This window comes from Streptomyces sp. NPDC031100, assembly GCF_055570785.1.
Map to the genome: position 1 here is coordinate 1 of NZ_JBVIGN010000005.1, position 20151 is coordinate 20151.

Below are 20151 nucleotides of genomic sequence, written 5' to 3' on the forward strand. Positions count from 1 at the left end.
ATCAACATATCTGGCGTTGATTTTTGGCACGCTGTTGAGTTCTCAAGGAACGGTCGCTTCCTTTGTACTCACCCTCTCGGGCTTTCCTCCGGGCTTCCCTTCGGTGTTTCAAACTCTATCAGGGTTTTTCCGTTTCTCTGACCACTCTCCTGCAGGCATGCAGAAGTTGATCCCGAGATAGGACCTGACGAGTTTGGGTGCTGCTTAGCGGAGACGCTTTCGCGTCGCTCCCCTTCAGCAGGAGTACGACTGTACACGGGGCCTTGAAGCGCGTGCAAATCGGCCGGGGCTGGTGGTCTAGACCACTACCTGGTAGCTTCCAAACGGAACGGCTACTTCATATGACATACGCTGCTGCTCAGTGCCGTCCGGGACAGGCAGTGACGGCCCGTACGCAGCTTCACTCCTTGGGAGGCTTCCCATGACCACCGTGACGTCCCCTCTTGCCGGACGTGCCATCGGACTGGCCGCCGTGCCGGATCCGGTCTTCTCCGGGGCCATGGTCGGCCCGGGCACAGCGATCGACCCCGTGCGTGAGCCCTCCGAGGCCGTCGCGCCCGTGGACGGAGTCATCGTTTCCCTGCACCCGCATGCCTTCGTCGTAGTAGACGAGAACGGGCACGGCGTGCTCACCCATCTCGGTATCGACACCGTGCAGCTCAACGGCGAGGGCTTCGAGCTGCTCGTCAACAAGGGCGACACCGTCACGCGTGGTCAGAGCATCGTGCGCTGGGACCCCACCGCGGTGGAGGCCTCCGGCAAGTCGCCGATCTGCCCCGTCGTGGCGCTCGAGGCCACGGCCGAGTCCCTCTCCGACCTCCGCGACAACGGCGACGTGAAGGCCGGCGACAGCCTCTTCTCCTGGAACTGATCGCAGTGCCGTCGTAAAGCGGCGTACAGGACAACCACCGCGGCGGCGGGACCCGCCGCACTATCGGAGACGGGTGAGATGGAGACAACGCTGCGAGGCGTCGGCGTGAGCCACGGTGTGGCGATCGGCGAGGTTCGGCACATGGGAACGGCCGTGCTGGAGCCGCCGGCCAAGCAGATTCCGGCGGAGGAGGCGGAGCGGGAGCAGGGGCGGGCGCGCCAGGCCGTGGACGCTGTGGCCGCCGACCTGATGGCGCGCGGCAACCTGGCGGGGGGCGAAGCCCAGGCCGTCCTCGAGGCGCAGGCCATGATGGCGCAGGATCCCGAGCTGATGGCGGACGTGGACCGGCGGATCGCCGTCGGCAGCACGGCTGAGCGTGCGGTGTACGACGCGTTCGCGGCGTACCGCGAGCTGCTGGCCGCTGCCGGGGAGTACCTGGCCGGGCGGGTGGCCGACCTGGATGACGTGCGGAATCGCATCGTCGCCCGGCTGCTGGGCGTCCCCATGCCGGGCGTCCCGGACAGTGACGAGCCCTACGTCCTCGTGGCGCGCGATCTGGCTCCCGCCGACACGGCGCTGCTCGACCCGACGCTGGTGCTCGGTTTCGTGACCGAGGAGGGCGGGCCGACCAGCCACAGCGCGATCCTGGCGCGGGCGCTCGGGGTTCCGGCCGTGGTGGCGCTGCCGGGTGCGGGTGAACTGGCCGAGGGCACGCTGATCGCCGTCGACGGCAGCACCGGCGAGATCTTCGTGAACCCGAGCGAGGAGAAGAAGGCACAGCTGCAGGCCGCGGCCGCTGAGCGGAAGGCGGCGCTGGCCGCGTCGACAGGCCCGGGTGCCACGGCCGACGGACACAAGATGCCGCTGCTGGCCAACGTCGGCGGGCCGGCGGACGTGCCGGCGGCCGTGGAGGCCGGTGCAGAGGGTGTGGGTCTGTTCCGTACCGAGTTCCTCTTCCTGGACGACAGCAAGAACGCGCCGTCCGAGCAGAAGCAGGTGGAGGCCTACCGGCAGGTGCTGGAGGCGTTCCCCGAGGGCCGTGTGGTCGTGCGTGTGCTGGACGCGGGTGCCGACAAGCCGCTGGACTTCCTGACGCCGGCGGACGAGCCGAACCCCGCGCTGGGTGTGCGGGGCCTGCGGACGCTGCTGGACCACCCCGAGATCCTGCGCACGCAGCTGACCGCCCTGGCGAAGGCCGCGGAGGGTCTGCCCGTGTACCTCGAGGTGATGGCACCCATGGTGGCGGACCGCGCGGATGCCAAGGCGTTCGCGGACGCCTGCCGTGCGGCGGACATGCAGGCCAAGTTCGGTGCGATGGTGGAGATCCCGTCGGCCGCGCTGCGGGCCCGTTCGATCCTGCAGGAGGTCGAGTTCCTGTCGCTGGGGACCAACGACCTCGCGCAGTACACGTTCGCGGCGGACCGGCAGGTGGGTGCGGTGTCGCGGCTCCAGGACCCGTGGCAGCCCGCGCTGCTCGACCTGGTGGCGCTGTCCGCCGAGGCGGCCAAGGCCGAGGGCAAGAGCTGCGGTGTCTGCGGTGAGGCCGCGTCGGACCCGCTGCTGGCCTGTGTGCTGACGGGTCTGGGTGTCACCTCCCTGTCCATGGGTGCGGCGTCGATTCCCTATGTCCGTGCGACGCTGGCCAAGTACACGCTGGCTCAGTGCGAGCGGGCCGCCGCGGCCGCGCGTGCGACGGACAGTGCCGAGGAGGCGCGCAGCGCGGCTCAGGCGGTGCTGTCCGGCGAGTAGTCGACCAGTCGACGGGCGGCGTCGGGTGTCGGGTTCAGGGGCGTCCCGCCTTCGGGTGGGGCGCCCCTGGCGCGTTCAGTGGTGGTGTTCCTGTGGCGTGCTGTCCTCTCCGAGGTCAGGTGGTGTGCAGTAGTCGACGCCCGACTCGGGAGCGATGAGGTCGCCGGATTCGACGTCGGTGCAGTAGGCGTCGAAGACTTCGGAGGCGGTGAGTGGTTCGAGGCCGCCGGCGCGGAGCCGCCAGCCGTAGACGCGGTCGGCCGTGTCGCGGGCGCTGATACGGATGACGAGTCCGCCGGGGCTGTTGGTGGCGAGGCCGAGGGCGAGGACGCTGGTGAATTCGAGGGCTTCGGCCTCGTCGAGTTCCGTGGTGCCTTCGGTGTCCACGTCGGCGTGCAGGACGGAGATGAGGGTTTCCGGCGGTCCGGAGACGCTGCAGACGAGGTGCCGGTCGCCGGGCGGGGCGGTGTCGAGGATGCGGACAAGGAGGGCGGAGGCGCGGGTGAAGGCGGCACGCCCGATGTCCTCGCCGCAGGTGGGGCAGGGGCCGAGGCGGGTCAGGAGGGTGGTGGCGTACTCCCACGTGGCCTGTCGTACGGCCTCGTCGACAAGGGCGGGCAGGAGGGTGGCGAGGGGGCGGCCGTCGTAGGGGATGGTGGGGCCGGTGGCCGCGAGTTCCGCGGTGAACCGGGTGCGGCTGGCCGGGGCTTCCGGGTCGAGGCCGGTGTCCGCGCAGTATTCGGCGTATTCCTCCGGGTCGAAGAGGGCCAGTGTGGTGTGGCTGCCCTCTGCCGCACGGCTCCTGAGGAGGGCTTCCATCTGCTGGAGGTAGGTGGTGTGGTCGTCGAAGGCGAAGCTGCGGTAGCGCCGCATGGCGCGGAAGTCGTGGTCGTCGGTGAGCACGCCGATGGTGCCGGCGATTTCGCGGCGCAGGACGCGTCGCAGGGTCTGGTGGTCGGTGTGCGCCATGTTTCCCCCAATGCACGGTCGATCAATGCTCACTCACAGTAACCGTCGGCACTGACAACGGGCTGCGCTGGAGGCGGCCGCGGACCAGACGGTGCTGAATTGCGCAGGTCACGGCGATGATGGCGCCGAAGGCGGTCCCGCGGAGGGGCCGGTGGCGATGGCCGCGGTGACGGCGAGTGGGCCGATCGCGTTGGGCAGACGAGGCCAGTCTTGAGGAGGATGTCGTCGACGAACGAGAGGCCGTCGCCGGCGAGGGTCCAGCCGGCGCCGGGGCCGGTCCGGTTGACCGCCTGGTAGCGGACGCGATCGGGGCCCGCGATGCGGGTGGCGTAGAGCTTGGTGAGGACACTCGAGGCGCGGTTGCCAATGCTGCCGGCGGCCGAGAAGGCGAGCGGCAGGGGTAGTGGTCGGTGGCGAGCAGGGCGAGGGCGGCGCGGGGCCGCATCCGTCGAACGGCGCCGGGAGCCGTGCTGCCGCCCGTGCGGCGGCTCGCGGACGAGCTGGGGGGGTGAGTCCGGGCACGGTCGCCACGGCCTATAAGGAACTGCGGGCGGTGCGCATGTTCGGACCCTGAGTAAGTTCCTGGGGACCGATCTGACAGGCGGCGGGATGAACCTGTGCGTGCCCGTGCAGGACGAGTCAGCGGTGGTGAACGGGCTGCGGTCGCACGCCTGGTGGGTGGCGGCCGGGGCGAGGTTCCGGCTGGCGTCCGCACCCGGGGGCCGGTGGCTGCCGATCTGGAGCCGGTCGATGCCGCTCGGCTGGCCTCGGACTTCGCCACCGTTCTCGGCGAGTCCGAGGCCACCTATGGAGGGTGAGGCGTGTGGGTCAGGCGCGCTTGCGGGCCAGTTCCTCGTAGAAGCCCAGCAGGGTGAGGTTGTCGATGGACCCGGGGTTGACGGCCTTCTCCAGGGGTGTGCCCTGGAGAAGGCGCTTGACCGGGACCTCGATGCGCTTGCCGGTGAGCGTGTGCGGGATGCCCGGGACCTCGATGATCTCGTCGGGCACATGGCGCGGCGAGAGCTGTTCGCGGATGGTCTGCTTGATGCGGTTCAGGAGTGACTCGTCCAGGGTGGCGCCGGGGGCCAGGTGCACGAACAGCGGCATCCAGTAGCCCCCGTCGGGCTGCTCGACGCCGATGACGAGGGACTCCTTGATCTCAGGCAACCGTTCGACCACCTCGTAGATGTCGGCCGAGCCCATGCGCACGCCCTGCCGGTTGAGAGTGGAGTCGGAGCGGCCGTGGATGATCACGGAGCCGCGTGAGGTGAGGGTGATCCAGTCGCCGTGCCGCCAGACGCCCGGGTAGGTGTCGAAGTAGCTGTCGTGGTAGCGGCTGCCGTCGGGGTCGTTCCAGAAGTGGATCGGCATGGAGGGCATGGGCTTGGTGACGACCAGCTCGCCCACCTCGTCGACGAGGGGCTTGCCGCTCGGGTCCCAGGACTGCAGGTCGGTGCCGAGGCCGGGCGCCTGGAGTTCGCCGGTGTACACCGGCAGGGTCGGTACGGCTCCTGCGAAGCAGGAGCAGACGTCCGTGCCACCGCTGACGGAGGCGATCCACAGGTCCTCGCGAACCTCGTCGTGCAGCCAGCGGAAGCCGTCGGGCGGCAGCGGGGAGCCGGTGGTGGCGACGCATTGCACGCGGGAGAGGTCGAAGTCGCGGGCGGGGTGCACGCCCGCCTTGCGGCAGGCCATGACGTAGGCGGCCGAGGTGCCGTAGAGGGTGGCTCCCGTGCGGTCGGCGACCCGCCACTGGGCGCCTGTGTCGGGGTATCCGGGGCTGCCGTCGTAGAGGACGATCGTCGTGCCCGTGAGCAGGCCGGAGACTAGGAAGTTCCACATCATCCAGCCGGTCGAGGTGTACCAGAAGAAACGATCCTGGGGGCCGAGGTCGCAGTGCAGGCCGAGCTGTTTGAGGTGCTCGACGAGGATGCCGCCCTGGGACTGGACGATGGCCTTGGGCAGGCCGGTCGTGCCGGAGGAGTACAGCACCCACAGCGGGTGGTCGAACGGGACCTGCTCGAAGACGGGCTCGGTGTCGGCCGCCGTCAGCGCCGACCACTCCAGGGCGCCTTCTGGTGCCTCGGTGCCGAGGAGCGGGATGTGGACGACGGCGCGCAGGGAGGGCAGCTCGCGGCGCAGCTCGGCGACGATCTCTCGGCGGTCGTGTTCCTTGCCGCCGTAGCGGTAGCCGTCGACGGTGAACAGGACGACCGGTTCGACTTGCTGGAAGCGGTCGAGGACGCTGCGGGCGCCGAAGTCGGGGGCACAGGAGGTCCACACGGCACCCACTGCGGCCGTGGCGAGGAGCGCGACGACCGCCTGGGGGATGTTCGGGAGGTAGCCGCTGACGCGGTCGCCGGGGCGTACGCCGAGGGCGCGGAGTTCGGCGGCGAGGGCGCCCACCTGGCGGCGCAGCTCGGACCAGGTCACCGGGCGCGGTTCATGGGTCTCGTCGACGTACAGGAGGGCGGGTTCGTCGGCACGGTCGGCGGCGGCGCGCAGGGCGTGCTCGGCGTAGTTCAGGGTGGCTCCGGGGAACCACTGGGCGCCCGGCATGGAGCGGTCGCCCAGCACGCGCGCGTACGGGGTCGAGAACCGTACGTCGAACCACTCCGTGACGGCTTTCCAGAAGGTGTCCAGCTGCTCCACGGACCACCGGTGGAGGGCCGGGTAGCCTCCCTCGGCAGGGGCGCCGTGGCGCTCGGCGGCCCATGCCTGGAACCGGGTGATGCGTGCCTGGGTGATCCGCTCGGGATCAGGCTGCCAGAGCGGCTGAGGGTTCGCTGTCGACATGGGGCGGCTCCCGGGCTGTGCGCGTCGTGTGCGTCGGTCCGCGCACGGGCGGGGTGTGCGCGTGACACGGCTGACAGGGACGATGCCATGTGATCGACTTCTACACCAGGGTGCGCCCCACATAGTCCGTGCCGTGAAGATGTGGTCCAGCCACGGGTGAACGGAAGTTGAACGACGCGCGTGTGGGGGGCGGTGAGTGGCAGGGTGAGCAGCATGGACGGTCGTGACCTGGTGCGTTCGGTGAGTGTGGTCGGTTCGGGGAGGGCGGCTCAGGGGTTGCGCACCGTGCGGGCCGCATGGCGCAGGAGGCGTATCGACGCCGCTGGGCTGCCGGCACGTGGTGCCGAGCGCGCGCGGGTTCCGGGGCAGGTGCAGGGCGTGGAGCCGGGCCCGGGGGGCGGTGTGATCCGGTTCAGCCGGTCCGAGCTGCGGATCACCGTCGCGGTCAACGGGGCCGTCTTCTGGGGCTGGGACGGAGCGGGTCCGGAACCGTCGTACGCGCTCGGCGGAGGCTGTCCCGAGCCTGACCCGCGGGCGGTGCTGGAGCCGGACAAGGACGGCGGCTGGCGGGTGGTGGCCGAGCGGGTGACGGTCGTCGTCTCCCGCCACGGCGCGCTGGAGGTGTGCACGCCCGGCGGTGTGATGCTGCGGCGGGATCTGCCGCCGCGCTGGTGGGAGCCGGTCGACGGGGGCACGGCGCGGTGGATGCAGCGGTCCGAGGTGGCGGCGGACGCCCGGTTCTTCGGCCTGGGCGGGCGGGCGTCCGGCCCGCGGCTGCGGGACGGCACGTACCGGCTGTGGAACACCGACCCGGGCCGGGCGTTCGGCCCCGGGGACGATCCGCTGTACCTGACCATGCCGGTGCAGCTGGTGGTGGCGGACGCCGCGGCGCATCTGCTGTTCCACGACACGTCGTGGGACGGCACGGTGACCCTGCGGGAGGGCGAGGAGGGCGCGGGGTCCGGGCACGACCGTACGGGACGCTGTGAGCTGCGCATGGACGGCGGCCCGCTGCGCTGCTGGGTGATCGTGGGCACCCCCGCGCGCGTACTGCACACCTGGGCCTCACTGACGGGGGCACCGGCACTCCCCCCGGCGTGGGCCCTCGGCCATCATCACGCGCGGTGGGGCTTCGGCAGCGAGCAGGAGGTGCGCCGGATCGTCGCGGGCTACCAGGAGCGCGGTCTGCCGCTGGAGGCCGTCCACCTGGACATCGACCACTATGCGGACCACCAGGTGTTCACCGTCGACCCGGAGCGCTTCCCGAAGCTGCCGGCGCTTGCCGAGGAGCTGCGCCGGGACGGGATCCGGCTGGTGTCGATCGTCGACCCGGCGGTGAAGGCCTCGCCGGGCAACGCCGTGTACGACAGTGGCTCGGCCTTGGATGCGTTCGTGCGGGACGCCTCGGGGCGGACGGTGCGGGGCGAGGTGTGGGCGGGCGAGTCGGTCTTCCCGGACTTCACGCACGCGCGCGTGCGCAAGTGGTGGGGCGGGCTCTACGAGGAGCGGCTGGGGCAGGGATTCGCGGGGTTCTGGCACGACATGAACGAGCCGACGTCGTTCAACGCCTTCGGTGAGCCGACGCTGCCGCGTTCGGCCCGGCACGCCCTGGAGGAGCGTGGCGGCGACCACCGCGAGGCGCACAACGTGTACGCGCTCTGCATGGCCAGAGCGGCCTACGAGGGGCTGCGCGAACTGTCACCGCAGGATCGGCCGTTCCTGTTCTCACGCTCCGGCTGGGCGGGCCTGCACCGCTACGGGGGCAGCTGGTCCGGAGACGTGGCGACGGGCTGGCCGGGGCTGCGGGCCTCCCTGTCGCTGGTGCTGGGGCTCGGCCTGTGCGGGGTTCCGTATTCGGGACCGGACATCGGTGGGTACGACGGGTCTCCGTCGCCGGAGCTGTATCTGCGGTGGTTCCAGCTGGGTGCGTACCTGCCGCTGTTCCGTACACACGCGAGCATGCGGGCGGGGCGACGTGAACCCTGGGAGTTCGGTTCCGAGGTGCTGGAGCACGCGCGCGTGGCGCTGCTCGAACGCCGCCGTCTGCTGCCGTACTTCATGACGCTGGCCCACCTCGCCCGACGCACCGGCGCGCCCTATGTGAGGCCGTTGTGGTGGGGGGCGCCGGAGGACCGTGTACTGCGCGACTGCGAGGACGCGTTCCTGTTGGGCGACTCCCTCCTGGTGGCGCCCGTTATGAGCCCGGGGGCGGGCCGGCGTGCGGTGCAGCTGCCGCGGGGCCGCTGGTACGACACGGTGACGGAGGTGGCGTACGAGGGTCCGGCGCAGGTTCTCGTCGACGCGCCGATGTCGCGGATTCCGGTGCTCGCGCGCGCGGGTGCGATCGTTCCCGTGCGCGGCGAGGACGGCGGGCTGGAGCTGGAGGTGTGGGCGCCCTCCCGGGGACGGACCGGGGGCGGGCTGGTCGTGCCGGACGCGGGCGACGGGTGGGACGAGCCGGAGATCGAGCGCTACGCCGCCCGCTGGGAGGGCCGCCGGGTGGTCGTCACCCGGGAGCGGGAGGACGGCGCCGGTGAGCCGTCCTACCCGGTGCGCGTACGGGGACTGGGCTGAGCGGCCGGCTCAGACGTAGCGGCCCTCGAACCACGCCCGTACGGCCACGGTGTGCAGCGGGAAGGCGAGTTCCTCGGGCCTGCGCAGCAGGTGCCAGCCGTCGGTCTCGTCCGTGGTGCCGGAGGGCGGCAGTCCTTCGGCGGGGCGTTCCGGGAGGAGTCCGAACAGCAGCAGATGGCCGTCGGGCGAGCTCATGGCATCGACGAGGCGCACGTCGCGGGCGGCCGCGTCGATGCCCGTCTCCTCCTTGAGTTCGCGTACGACGGCGTGCTTCCAGTCCTCCCGGTCGTCGATGTAGCCGCCGGGCAGTGCAATGCCTCCGCGCGCGGGGGCGATGGTTCGGGTGACGACGACCAGGGCCGTGCCCTTGGTGTCGTACACGGGCTGGAGCGCGATCGCGACCGGGAGCGGGTTGCGGTAGGCGACGGCCCCGCAGGACGGGCAGGTGCGCGGCCAGCCGGAGACGCCCTCTCCGTAGGGCGCTCCGCAGCTCGAACAGTGTGAGTCCGGCGCGGAGTTGGCAGTTGGGTGCTGAATTTCGGACACGCGCGGACTGTATCCGATCAGAGGAAGGACGTGTTCCGGCAGCGGTGTGCAGGGAGGTGACAAGGGTGACCAGAGGGGTGGCCGGGACCACCCCCGTCGGCCCCGGCCACCCTTCCCGATACCACGACGCAGGAAGGGGCCGTCCGGTTCACCGGGACGCCTGCCCATTTCCGGGCGCGCATGGCACACTTCTGACGCATCGTCAGATCACCTGCCCGGGAGGAACGTTGACGCGCACACGCACACCTGCGGTCTCCGGCTGGTCCACCGGCGAGGGGGACGCATTCCGGCTCCTGGGCACCCGTTGCACGTCCTGTGCGTCGGTGTTCTTCCCGCGCGAGGACGTCCACTGCCGCAATCCGCACTGTGCGGGCGGCGAACTGGCGGAGGTCCCGCTGTCACGAACAGGACGGATCTGGTCCTACACCGACGCCCGATACCGCCCTCCGTCACCCTATGTGAGCGATCCGGAACTTCCGTGGCAGCCGTACGCGTTGATCGCAGTGGAGCTGGAGTCCGAGCGGATCGTGGTGCTGGGACAGGCGGTTCCCGGGGTCGCCGTCGCCGATCTGACGGTGGGCATGGAGGTGGAGGTCGTCCCCGGAGTGCTCCACGAGGACGCGGAGACGACCTGGACGACCTGGCAGTGGCGACCGACGGGGGTGACGGCATGACGGCGGACGTGGCGGTGCTGGGCGTGGGCATGCACCCCTGGGGCAAGTGGGGGCGCAGCTTCGTCGAGTACGGGACGGCGGCGGCCCGCGCGGCACTCGCGGACGCCGGCCTCGACTGGCCGGACGTCGGCTCGGTCGTGGGCGCGGACACGGTGCGTGGCGGATATCCGGGGTACGTGGCGGGGGCGACGTTCGCCAAGGCCCTCGGCTGGCAGGGAGCCCGGGTCGCGAGCGTGTACGCGGCGTGTGCTTCCGGTGCGCAGGCGATCGCGACGGCGAGGGCGCAGATCCTCGCCGGGCTCGCGGACGTCGTGCTCGTGGTGGGGGCGGACGCCGCGCCCAAGGGGTTCTTCCGGCCCGCCGGCGGGGACCGCCCCGACGATCCGGACTGGCTGCGTTTCCGCCTGCTGGGCGCGACGAACCCGGCGTACTTCGGGCTGTACGCGCGCCGGCGGATGGCGCTGCACGGCGATACCCCGGAGGACTTCGCGCAGGTCAAGGTGAAGAACGCCGCCCTGGGTGCGCTCAACCCGTACGCGCGCTACCGCAAGCGGGTCACCGCCGAGGAGGTCGCCGCGTCCGCGGTGGTCGCCGATCCGCTGCGGCTGCTCGACATCTGCGCAACCTCCGACGGCGGGGCCGCACTGGTGCTGTGCAGCCTTGACTTCGCGCACCGTCACGGTTCGGCTCGGCCGGTGCGGATCCGGGCGGTGTCGACGGTGACCCCGCGGTATCCGAGCACGGTGCTGGATCTGCCGGACATCGCCACGGACTCCGCCGTCGCGGTGACGCCCGCGGACGAGACCTTCCGTGCGTCCATCGCCCGAACCGCCTACGAGGAGGCGGGCATCGGCCCCGAGGACCTCTCCCTGGCGGAGGTGTACGACCTGTCGACCGCGCTGGAACTGCAGTGGTACGAAGATCTGGGACTGTGCGGTGAGGGCGAGGGCGCGAAACTCCTGCGGGAGGGCGCCACGGCTCCGGGCGGGCGGATACCCGTCAACACCAGTGGCGGACTCGCCTCCTTCGGTGAGGCGGTACCGGCCCAGGCCATCGCCCAGGTCTGCGAACTGACCTGGCAGCTGAGACAGGCCGCGGGCGACCGGCAGGTGGCCGGTGCGCGCGCGGGGATCACGGCCAACCAGGGACTGTTCGGGCACGGATCCTCGGTGGTCGTGGTGCGGTGAGCACAGCCCGGCAGGGTGTCATGTGACAGGCGTGACCCATGGGGTTGCCCACGCTCCGTGACCACCCCGGAATCCTGCGTGAACGTCTTATGAACTGCGCCTGGGCGTGCGCGGGCGGCGACATCATGCTCCCGTGCACTCCTGGACGGATACTCTCCGCTTCGCCTTCCAGCCGGTGGTCAACCTGAGGACGGGCGCGGTCGCCGCACTGGAGATACTCGCACGCCCGGAGACCGGCGACATCCTGGCCGAGGCCCGTCGAGACCCCGAACTCGACGGCAGGCTGGCCGTGTTGGCACTCCGGGCGGCGACGCACAAGGAGATGCTGCTGCCGTTGCACGTCAACGTGTTCGCGGCGACACTCGCCGACCTCGGCGGCCTCACCCCGCTGCACGACGCCGTGCGCGCGGCGGGGCGGATGCCCTGGGAGGTGACCCTCGACATCGTGCCGCCCTACACCCATGTGCCGCAGCGGGCGCTGCTGGAGGCAGTGGCCTCGCTGCGCGAGCAGGGGTTCCGGATCAGCGCGGACGGCATCGGGGACGGGGACGTGCCCCTGAGGCTGCTCACCGACCTCTCCCCCGACCTGGTCAAGCTCGACGGCTCCCTGCTGTCCCGGCCGGCCGCGGTGCGGGCGATGCGGACACTGTGCGAGCAGCTGGGCGCCCTGGTGGCGGTGGAACGTGTGGAAACGGAACTTCAGTGTGCGGCGGCGCTGTCGGCGGGTGCCCAGCTCGCCCAGGGCGAGCTGTTCGCGCCGCCGGCCCGGATCCCCGCGGCGGACGTATACGTTCCGCCGCGCTCCCAGGGTTCCGTCGCCGCGCCCCGGTCCGGGCCGTCGGTGCGGGAGTTCGTGCGGCCCGCCGCCGTCCTGCCGGTCACCGCCTCGGCCGGACAGGTACGGGGACTGCTGACGGGCTCGCCGGACGTCTCCGGAGTGCTGCTCGTGGACCAGGCCGGGGTGCCCGTCCGGTCGGTACACCGGTCGCGCTTCCTGCTGTCGATGTCCGGCCGGTACGGACACGCCCTGTACGCGGACCGGCCGGCCTTCAAGCTGGGTGACGGGCCGCGCACGGTCGGCGTCGACGCCACCGCCTGGGAGGTGCTGGACGTGGTGGCGATCGGCGGTCGCGACCGGACCTCGGACGATGTGGCGGTCGTGGACCACCGCGGCCGGTGCGTGGGCGTCGTACGTCTCGCGGACCTCGTACGGGCGCTGGCCGAGACCCGGGTGGAGGAGGCGGCGGGGCTCAATCCGCTGACCCGGCTGCCCGGTTCGGACGCGATCACGAGCGAGGTGGACCGGCATATCGCGGACGGGCGGGCGTTCGCGCTCAGCTGGCTGGACATCGACCACTTCAAGCAGGTCAACGACGGTTCCGGGTTCGCCACGGGCGACGAGCTGATCCGCTCGGTGGGACGGGCGCTGCAGCAGGCGGCCGCACGGCACGCGCGCGTGGGACACATCGGCGGGGACGACTTCCTGGTGCTGGCCGAGGAGGAAGCGCTCGATCCACTGGCGGCCGCCGTGCTCGACGCGTCCTGGTCGGCGGGCGGGCGTCCCGTCACGCTGTCCCTGGCCACGGTCGTGTGCATGCCCGGCAGCGTGTCCGACCACCGGCAGGCCGCAGCCCATCTCGCCCCGCTGAAGAAGGCGGCGAAGACGCTGAACGGGACGAGCTGGGTGCTCGCGCGCGCGGGTCTGCCCGGTCACGAGATCCGACGCGGTTCCGGGGCTGCCCCGGCCCAGGCCGGGTACGCGACGGCCGGCCCCTTCGGGTGAACGGACCCTTCACATCGGGCCGTTGAGCCCTCACCTGCGGGAAGGAAGCCGTCGGCGCCGGGTCCGGGAGCAACCGCTGTCATCGTTGCCGTCGGCGACCTTGACGGTCCCCGAGCGCCGGTGAACACTTCCGGGTGTCAGTCGACATCGCCGTACATACTCGGCGTAATCAGGCACTGCGTCGCGGGCCCTGTGCTGCTCAACGGCCCGTCTTCCAGGGGCGATCCGGCTGCGACGGCACGCTCGTCACGGACGCCGGGCGGGGCGCGGGGCCCTCCCTGCCTTCGGCTGAAGTCGCCAAGGGAACCGTTTCCTGCACGGAGGGCCGGGGCGCTCGCCCGGGCCGGCGCCAAGGGAGCCGCCATGAGCAACGGAGACATATTCGTCGGCGAAGTCATCGGCACCGCGATCCTGATCCTGTTCGGTGCCGGTGTCTGCGCCGCCGTCACCCTCAGATACTCCAAGGCACGCGCCGCCGGATGGGTCGTCATCGCGTTCGGCTGGGGGTTCGGCGTGCTTGCGGGCGCGTACACCGCCGCTCCCCTCTCCGGCGGCCAGCTCAATCCCGCCGTCACCCTCGGCATCGCGGTGGACACCGGCAAGTGGGGCAAGGTCTGGATCTATCTGCTGGGCCAGCTCGTCGGCGCGATGCTGGGCGCCGTCCTCGCCTACCTGGTGTATCTCGCGCAGTTCCAGGCCAACGTCCGCAGGGAGGGCGCGGCCGAGGACACCGCCGACGCACCGGTGGCGACCCTCGGCATCTTCTCGACCATCCCGGAGATCCGGAACCCGGTCGCCAACCTCATCACCGAGATCATCGCAACGGTCGCACTCGTGCTGCCGATCCTCGCCTTCGGGCTGACGAGAGGGCTCGGCGAGTCCGGCACCACGGTGCTGATCGTCTCCCTGCTGGTGGTCGGCATCGGGCTCTCCCTCGGCGGGCCCACCGGATACGCCATCAACCCGGCGCGCGACCTCGGCCCTCGCATCGTGCACACCTTCCTGCCGATCCCGAACAAGGGCACGTCCGACTGGGGTTACGCGTGGATCCCCGTCGTCGGCCCGCTGATCGGCGGGGCACTCGCCGGCCTCGTCTACAACGCGGCCTTCTGACCCAGCGACCCGACCCAGCGACCCAGGGACAGCCATGACGGACACCGCCGAGAAGTACGTCGCCGCCATCGACCAGGGCACCACGTCCAGCCGCTGCATCATCTTCGACCACGGCGGCGCGATCGTCGCCGTGGACCAGCGCGAGCACCGCCAGATCTTCCCGAAGCCGGGCTGGGTGGAGCACGACGCCACCGAGATCTGGTCCAAGGTCCAGGCCGTGGTGGCAGGAGCACTGGCCAAGGCCGGGCTGCGCGCCGACCAGCTGAGCGCCCTCGGCATCACGAACCAGCGGGAGACCACGGTCCTGTGGGACCGCGCCACGGGCAAGCCCGTGCACAACGCGATCGTCTGGCAGGACACCCGTACTGCTGCCCTGTGCAGCGAACTGGGCGGCACCGACGGCCAGGACCGCTTCCGCGAGCAGACCGGACTGCCCCTGGCCAGCTACTTCTCCGGACCCAAGGCAGCCTGGCTGCTGGACAACGTGCCGGGCCTCAGGGAGCGCGCCCAGCGCGGCGAGATCGCCTTCGGCACCATCGACTCCTGGCTGATCTGGAACCTCACCGGTGGCACGGACGGCGGCCGGCACGTCACCGACGTCACCAACGCCGGCCGCACCATGCTGATGAACCTGGAGACCCTCCAATGGGATCCCGCCATCCTCTCCGCGATGAACGTGCCCGAGGCCGTCCTGCCCGAGATCAGGTCGTCCGCCGAGGTGTACGGCACCGCCGTCGGCCAGCTCGCGGGTGTGCCCGTGGCCTCGGCGCTGGGCGACCAGCAGGCCGCCGTGTTCGGGCAGGCCTGCTACGACGTCGGCACCGCGAAGAACACCTACGGCACCGGCAGCTTCCTGCTGCTCAACACCGGCGACCGGCCGGTGCCGTCCAAGAGCGGGCTGCTGACGACGATGGGCTACAAGATCGGCGGTGAGGCGCCGGTGTACTGCCTGGAGGGGTCCATAGCGATAACGGGCGCGCTGGTCCAGTGGTTCCGCGACCAGCTCGGCATCATCCGCAAGGCCGACGAGATCGAGACCCTGGCGGCGAGCGTCGAGGACAACGGCGGCGCCTACATAGTGCCCGCCTTCTCGGGCCTGTTCGCTCCCTACTGGCGCTCCGACGCGCGCGGCGTCGTCACCGGGCTGACCCGGTACGTCACCAAGGCCCACCTCGCGCGCGCGGTGCTGGAGGCGACGAGCTGGCAGACGAGGGAGGTCGTGGACGCCATGTACCAGGACTCCGGGGTACGGATCACGACCCTGAAGGTCGACGGCGGCATGACGAAGAACAACCTGCTGATGCAGCACCAGGCAGACGTGCTCGGTGTCCCGGTGATCCGGCCCCGGGTGTCCGAGACCACCTGCCTGGGCGCCGCCTACGCGGCCGGCCTGGCGACAGGCGTCTGGAACGACCTGGACGAGCTGAAGTCGCACTGGCAGAAGGACGCGGAGTGGACACCGGCCATGGAGGCGTCGGTACGCGACCGCGAGTACCGCAACTGGCGCAAGGCGGTGGAGAAGAGCTTCGGCTGGCTCGAGGACGACGAAGCCTAGGAGCCGGCATGCTCCACGCGCGCGTGCGGCTGCGCGCAGGGACCACGGCCCGTACCCCTGTCGGCGGGGGTACGGGCCGTGCCGCCGGTCAGCCGGTGACGGCCTGGCGGCGGTCGGCCGCGTACTCCATCGCATGCTGGACGACTCCGATGAGCACCTCCTTGACCGACTCGCGGTCACGGGCGTCGCACAGCAGGACGGGCACGTCCGCGTCCAGGTCGAGGGCCTGGCGGACGGCCTCGGCGGGGTAACGGGCGGCTCCTTCGAAGCAGTTGACGCCGACGAGGAAGGGTATGGAGCGCCTCTCGAAGTAGTCGACGGCGGCGAAGCAGTCCTCCAGGCGGCGCGTGTCGGCGAGGACCACGGCGCCGAGGGCGCCCTCGGACAGCTCGTCCCACATGAACCAGAACCGCTCCTGCCCAGGCGTTCCGAACAGGTACAGCACGAGGTCCTCGCGCAGGGTGATACGGCCGAAGTCCATGGCCACGGTGGTCGTGTGCTTGCCCTCCACGCCGCTGGTGTCGTCGACCGGGCGCCCGGCCTCGGTCAGCAACTCCTCGGTGCGCAGCGGCCTGATCTCGCTGACCGCGCCGACGAGGGTCGTCTTGCCCACGCCGAAGCCGCCGGCCACCAGGATCTTGAGCGTGACGGGCTCGACCGGGGGCATGCCGCGTTCAGAACGCCCGAGGATCATGGATGTCTTCTCCTGCTTGATGGTGGTCGGGCGACGGTCGGCCGTAGCCGCCGCCACCGGGGGTTTCGATGACGAGTACGTCGTCGGGACCGACGTCCGTCGATCCGCTGCCGCCGAGGTCGGTGGCCGTGCCGTCGGCCCGCTCCACCCGGTTGGCGCCGAGCGCTCCGGGCTCGCCGCCCGCCATGCCGTACGGCGGCACGCGGCGGTGCTGGGAGAGCGTGGACACGGTCATGGGTTCGAGGAAGCGGATGCGGCGCACGGCGCCGTCCCCGCCGCGTCGGCGTCCGGCTCCGCCGCTTCCCCGCCGGACGGCGAACTCCTCCAGCCGGACGGGCAGCCGCCACTCCAGCACTTCGGGGTCGGTCAGCCGCGAGTTGGTCATGTGCGTCTGTACGACGTCGGCGCCGGGGAAGTCCTCGCCCGCTCCGGATCCGGAGGCGACCGTCTCGTAGTACTGGTGGCGTTCGTTGCCGAAGGTGACGTTGTTCATCGTCCCGGAGCCCTCGGCCTGGACGCGGAGCGCCGCGTACAGGGCTCCGGTGATGGCCTGGGAGGTCTCGACGTTGCCCGCGACGACGGCGGCGGGCGGCTCGGGGGCGAGCATCGAGCCGGCGGGTACCACGATGTCCAGGGGGCGCAGGCAGCCGTCGTTGAGCGGGATGTCGGCGGCGACCAGGGTGCGGAAGACGTACAGGACCGCCGCGTTGACCACCGAGAAGGGGGCGTTGAAGTTGGTGGCGAGCTGCCCTGAGGTGCCGGTGAAGTCGATGGTCGCGCGGCGCTCGGCACGGTCGACGCGGACCCGGACGCGGATGACGGCGCCCGAGTCCGTCTCGTAGGCGTACTCGCCGTCGTCCAGGGCGTCGATGACCCGGCGGACCGCCTCCTCCGCGTTGTCCTGGACGTGCCGCATGTAGGCCTGCACGACGTCGAGGCCGAATTCCTCGATCATGCGGCGCACCTCGTCGACGCCCTTGCGGTTGGCGGCGATCTGGGCGCGCAGGTCGGCGAGGTTGGTGCGGACGTTGCGGGAGGGGTAGGGCGCCTCGGTGAGCAGGCGGTGGGTCTCCTCCTCCCGGAAGCGGCCGTTCTCGGCGAGCAGCCAGTTGTCGAAGAGGACGCCCTCCTCCTCGATGGTGCGGCTGTGGGCGGGCATGGAGCCGGGGGCGATGCCGCCGATCTCGGCGTGGTGACCGCGGGAGGCGACGTAGAAGAGGATCTTCGGCTCACTCTCCGTGTCCGTCGCGGAGTCGGTGTCGAAGACCGGGGTGATCACGGTGACGTCGGGCAGGTGCGTGCCGCCGTGGTACGGGTCATTGACGGCGTAGGTGTCACCGGGACGCATCGAGGTGCCGCGGCGGCGGATGACCTCTTTGACGCTGGTGCCCATGGATCCCAGGTGGACGGGGATGTGGGGCGCGTTGGCCACCAGGTTTCCGTCCGGGTCGAACAGGGCGCAGGAGAAGTCCAGACGTTCCTTGATGTTGACGGACTGGGCCGTGGACTCCAGCCGGGCGCCCATCTGCTCGGCGATCGACATGAAGAGGTTGTTGAAGACCTCGAGCAGAACCGGGTCGGCTTTCGTGTCGAGATCGGAACTCTGCGTAATCGTCGTGCGTTCCATGACCAGATGCCCGTCGTCGGTCGCGGTGGCCTGCCAGCCGTCGTCGACGACGGTTGTCGCGCCGGCCTCCGTGATGACCGCGGGTCCGGTGACGGTTTCGCCGGGCGGAAGGGCCTCCCGGCGGTGGAGGGGTGCGTCGCGCCAGGCGCCGCCGGTGTGGAGGCGGACGGTTTCCGGGGCGGCGGGGTGGCCCTCGTACGGGGCGAGGGCGGAGAGATCGGGGGGTGCGGTGATGCCGGTGGCTTCGACGGAGAGGGCTTCGACGACGATCGGGCGGTCGAGGGTGAAGGAGTACGTGGCGCGATGACGTTCTTCGAAGGTGTGCCGCATGGTGTCGGGCTCGGTCAGCTCGACGGTGAGGGTGGTGTCGGTGCCGTCGTAGCGGAGCTGGGCGCGACGGGTGACCTCGATGCGGTCCTCCGGGACGTCCTCGGCGCGGAGTTCGGCGCGGGCGGCGCCCTCCAGGCCGTCGGCCGTCTTGTGGATGGCGGGCATCGAGGCGGCCTCCAGGGGCGCCTCGACGGACTGTTCCCGCATGGCCGTGGTGTCGGCGAGGCCGATGCCGAGCGCGGAGAGGAGACCGGCCATGGGGGGTACGAGGACGGTGCGGATGCCGAGCGAGTCGGCGACCATGCACGCATGCTGGCCGCCCGCTCCGCCAAAGGTGGTGAGGGCGTAGCGGGTGACGTCGTGGCCCTTCTGGACGGAGATCCGCTTCACGGCGTTGGCGATGTTGGCGACCGCGATCTGCAGGTAGCCCTCGGCGACCTGCTCCGGAGTGCGGTCGTCGCCGGTCTGCTCGCGGATCTCGCGCGCGAGGGCGCTGAAGCGGTCGCGGACGAGGTCGGCGTCCAGGGGCTGGTCGCCGCCGGGGCCGAACACCGCGGGGAAGTGGGCCGGCTGGATGCGGCCGAGCATCACATTGGCGTCGGTCACCGCGAGCGGGCCGCCCGCGCGGTAGCAGGCGGGGCCGGGGTCGGCCCCTGCCGAGTCGGGGCCGACGCGGTAGCGGGAGCCGTCGAAGTGGAGCACGGAGCCGCCGCCCGCGGCGACGGTGTGGATGTCGAGCATGGGGGCGCGCAGCCGGACGCCCGCGATCTGCGTGGTGAAGACGCGCTCGTACTCGCCGGCGAAGTGGGAGACGTCCGTGGATGTGCCACCCATGTCGAATCCGATGACGCGGTCGAAACCGGCGCGCTCGGACATGCGGGCCATGCCGACGATGCCGCCGGCCGGCCCGGAGAGGATGGCGTCCTTGCCCCGGAACTGCCCGGCCTCGGTGAGTCCGCCGTTGGACTGCATGAACATCAGCCGCACGTCCCGGAGTTCGTCGGCGACGTGCTGTACGTAGCGGTGCAGTACGGGCGACAGGTAGGCGTCGACGACGGCGGTGTCCCCCCGGGGGACGAGCTTCATCAGCGGGCTGACCTCACTGGACAGCGAGATCTGCGGGAAACCGGTGCGGGCGGCGAGGTCGCCGATGGCGCGTTCGTGGGCGGGGTGGAGGTGGCTGTGCAGGCAGACGACGGCGACCGCGCGGATCCCGTCCTCGTACGCCTGCCGGATCGGGCTCGCGAGGGCGTCCCGGTCGGGCGCCCGCAGGACGGTGCCGTCGGCGGCGATGCGTTCGTCGGCCTCGATCACCCGCTCGTAGAGCAGCTCGGGCAGTTCGATGCGGCGGGCGAAGATGCTGGGGCGGTTCTGGTAGGCGATGCGCAGGGCGTCGCGGAAGCCGCGGGTGATCACCAGGAGGGTGCGCTCGCCCGTGCGCTCGAGCAGCGCGTTGGTGGCGACCGTGGTGCCCATGCGGACGGCGTCGACGGGCTCCTCGGAGCCGCCGAGAAGTTCGCGTACGCCGGCGACGGCCGCGTCGGCGTAGCGGGCGGGGTTGTCGGACAGCAGTTTGTGCGTGAGCAGGCGGCCGTCCGGGCGACGCGCGACGATGTCGGTGAAGGTGCCGCCTCGGTCGACCCAGAACTGCCAGCCTGTCACGTCACTACTCCGCTTCCGCGC

At 71.2% G+C, this 20151-nt stretch carries 14 protein-coding genes; 9 read left to right on the forward strand and 5 right to left on the reverse strand.

The genetic code is table 11. The annotated features are described in order from the left end of the window. From ACZ5DS_RS15785 to ptsP, 3 genes are all read left to right on the forward strand, one after another. Positions 1-181: hypothetical protein (locus tag ACZ5DS_RS15785; RefSeq protein ID WP_468238264.1), on the forward strand; the 181-nt coding region annotated here is incomplete at its 5' end. A 240-nt stretch (positions 182-421) separates the two neighbouring features. Then, positions 422-871 carry a PTS sugar transporter subunit IIA gene (locus tag ACZ5DS_RS15790; RefSeq protein ID WP_468238266.1) on the forward strand — a complete coding sequence of 150 codons (450 nt, stop codon included), beginning with the start codon at positions 422-424 and terminating at the stop codon, positions 869-871. A gap of 78 nt (positions 872-949) precedes the next feature. Beyond that, a complete protein-coding gene (ptsP, locus tag ACZ5DS_RS15795; RefSeq protein ID WP_468238269.1) occupies positions 950-2620 on the forward strand; it encodes a phosphoenolpyruvate--protein phosphotransferase in 1671 nt (556 codons plus the stop codon). Positions 2621-2695: 75 nt separating this feature from the next. Here ptsP and ACZ5DS_RS15800 read toward each other — a convergent pair whose 3' ends face one another. Next, on the reverse strand, positions 2696-3589 hold the full coding sequence (locus ACZ5DS_RS15800) for a hypothetical protein (RefSeq protein WP_468238272.1): 894 nt from the start codon (positions 3587-3589) through the stop codon (positions 2696-2698). Positions 3590-4417: 828 nt separating this feature from the next. Further along, positions 4418-6385: an acetoacetate--CoA ligase gene (locus ACZ5DS_RS15805; RefSeq protein ID WP_468238275.1), complete on the reverse strand. Its 1968-nt coding sequence runs from the start codon at positions 6383-6385 to the stop codon at positions 4418-4420. Positions 6386-6598: 213 nt separating this feature from the next. On the opposite strand from ACZ5DS_RS15805, the gene ACZ5DS_RS15810 reads away from it, so the two are divergent. Beyond that, entirely contained in the window at positions 6599-8959 is a 2361-nt protein-coding gene (locus ACZ5DS_RS15810; RefSeq protein ID WP_468238278.1) for a glycoside hydrolase family 31 protein, read from the forward strand. 9 nt (positions 8960-8968) lie between these two features. On the opposite strand, the gene ACZ5DS_RS15815 is transcribed toward ACZ5DS_RS15810, so the two are convergent. Then, complete coding sequence (locus ACZ5DS_RS15815) at positions 8969-9505, reverse strand: NUDIX domain-containing protein (protein WP_468238280.1); 537 nt, start codon at positions 9503-9505, stop codon at positions 8969-8971. A gap of 227 nt (positions 9506-9732) precedes the next feature. On the opposite strand from ACZ5DS_RS15815, the gene ACZ5DS_RS15820 reads away from it, so the two are divergent. The 5 genes from ACZ5DS_RS15820 to glpK all read left to right on the forward strand — a co-directional run bounded on the left by ACZ5DS_RS15820 (position 9733) and on the right by glpK (position 15817). Then, the gene (locus tag ACZ5DS_RS15820; protein WP_468238283.1) at positions 9733-10179 is read left to right on the forward strand and encodes a Zn-ribbon domain-containing OB-fold protein; all 447 of its coding nucleotides are present in this window, start codon (positions 9733-9735) and stop codon (positions 10177-10179) included. Then, complete coding sequence (locus ACZ5DS_RS15825) at positions 10176-11366, forward strand: lipid-transfer protein (RefSeq protein WP_468238286.1); 1191 nt, start codon at positions 10176-10178, stop codon at positions 11364-11366. Before ACZ5DS_RS15820 ends, ACZ5DS_RS15825 begins: the two co-directional genes overlap by 4 nt. Before the next feature lie 133 nt (positions 11367-11499). Continuing rightward, positions 11500-13149, forward strand: coding sequence for an EAL domain-containing protein (locus ACZ5DS_RS15830; protein WP_468238289.1), 1650 nt, complete (start codon positions 11500-11502; stop codon positions 13147-13149). 363 nt (positions 13150-13512) lie between these two features. Next, a complete protein-coding gene (locus ACZ5DS_RS15835; RefSeq protein ID WP_468238291.1) occupies positions 13513-14262 on the forward strand; it encodes an MIP/aquaporin family protein in 750 nt (249 codons plus the stop codon). A 34-nt stretch (positions 14263-14296) separates the two neighbouring features. Next, on the forward strand, positions 14297-15817 hold the full coding sequence (gene glpK / locus ACZ5DS_RS15840) for a glycerol kinase GlpK (RefSeq protein WP_468238294.1): 1521 nt from the start codon (positions 14297-14299) through the stop codon (positions 15815-15817). Between the two features lie 88 nt (positions 15818-15905). On the opposite strand, the gene ACZ5DS_RS15845 is transcribed toward glpK, so the two are convergent. Both ACZ5DS_RS15845 and ACZ5DS_RS15850 read right to left on the reverse strand, forming a co-directional pair. Then, positions 15906-16511, reverse strand: coding sequence for a GTP-binding protein (locus tag ACZ5DS_RS15845; protein ID WP_468238296.1), 606 nt, complete (start codon positions 16509-16511; stop codon positions 15906-15908). Further along, complete coding sequence (locus ACZ5DS_RS15850) at positions 16492-20130, reverse strand: hydantoinase B/oxoprolinase family protein (protein ID WP_468238299.1); 3639 nt, start codon at positions 20128-20130, stop codon at positions 16492-16494. The genes ACZ5DS_RS15845 and ACZ5DS_RS15850 overlap by 20 nt, the downstream gene beginning before the upstream one ends. Positions 20131-20151: the final 21 nt, after the last annotated feature.

Excerpts from the sequence above, each read along its gene's own strand:
- ACZ5DS_RS15790 (WP_468238266.1), top strand. The coding sequence starts at position 422 with ATGACCACCGTGACGTCCCCTCTTGCCGGACGTGCCATCGGACTGGCC.
- ptsP (WP_468238269.1), top strand. The coding sequence starts at position 950 with ATGGAGACAACGCTGCGAGGCGTCGGCGTGAGCCACGGTGTGGCGATC.
- ACZ5DS_RS15800 (WP_468238272.1), bottom strand. The coding sequence starts at position 3,589 with ATGGCGCACACCGACCACCAGACCCTGCGACGCGTCCTGCGCCGCGAA.
- ACZ5DS_RS15805 (WP_468238275.1), bottom strand. The coding sequence starts at position 6,385 with ATGTCGACAGCGAACCCTCAGCCGCTCTGGCAGCCTGATCCCGAGCGG.
- ACZ5DS_RS15810 (WP_468238278.1), top strand. The coding sequence starts at position 6,599 with ATGGACGGTCGTGACCTGGTGCGTTCGGTGAGTGTGGTCGGTTCGGGG.
- ACZ5DS_RS15825 (WP_468238286.1), top strand. The coding sequence starts at position 10,176 with ATGACGGCGGACGTGGCGGTGCTGGGCGTGGGCATGCACCCCTGGGGC.
- ACZ5DS_RS15835 (WP_468238291.1), top strand. The coding sequence starts at position 13,513 with ATGAGCAACGGAGACATATTCGTCGGCGAAGTCATCGGCACCGCGATC.
- glpK (WP_468238294.1), top strand. The coding sequence starts at position 14,297 with ATGACGGACACCGCCGAGAAGTACGTCGCCGCCATCGACCAGGGCACC.
- ACZ5DS_RS15845 (WP_468238296.1), bottom strand. The coding sequence starts at position 16,511 with ATGATCCTCGGGCGTTCTGAACGCGGCATGCCCCCGGTCGAGCCCGTC.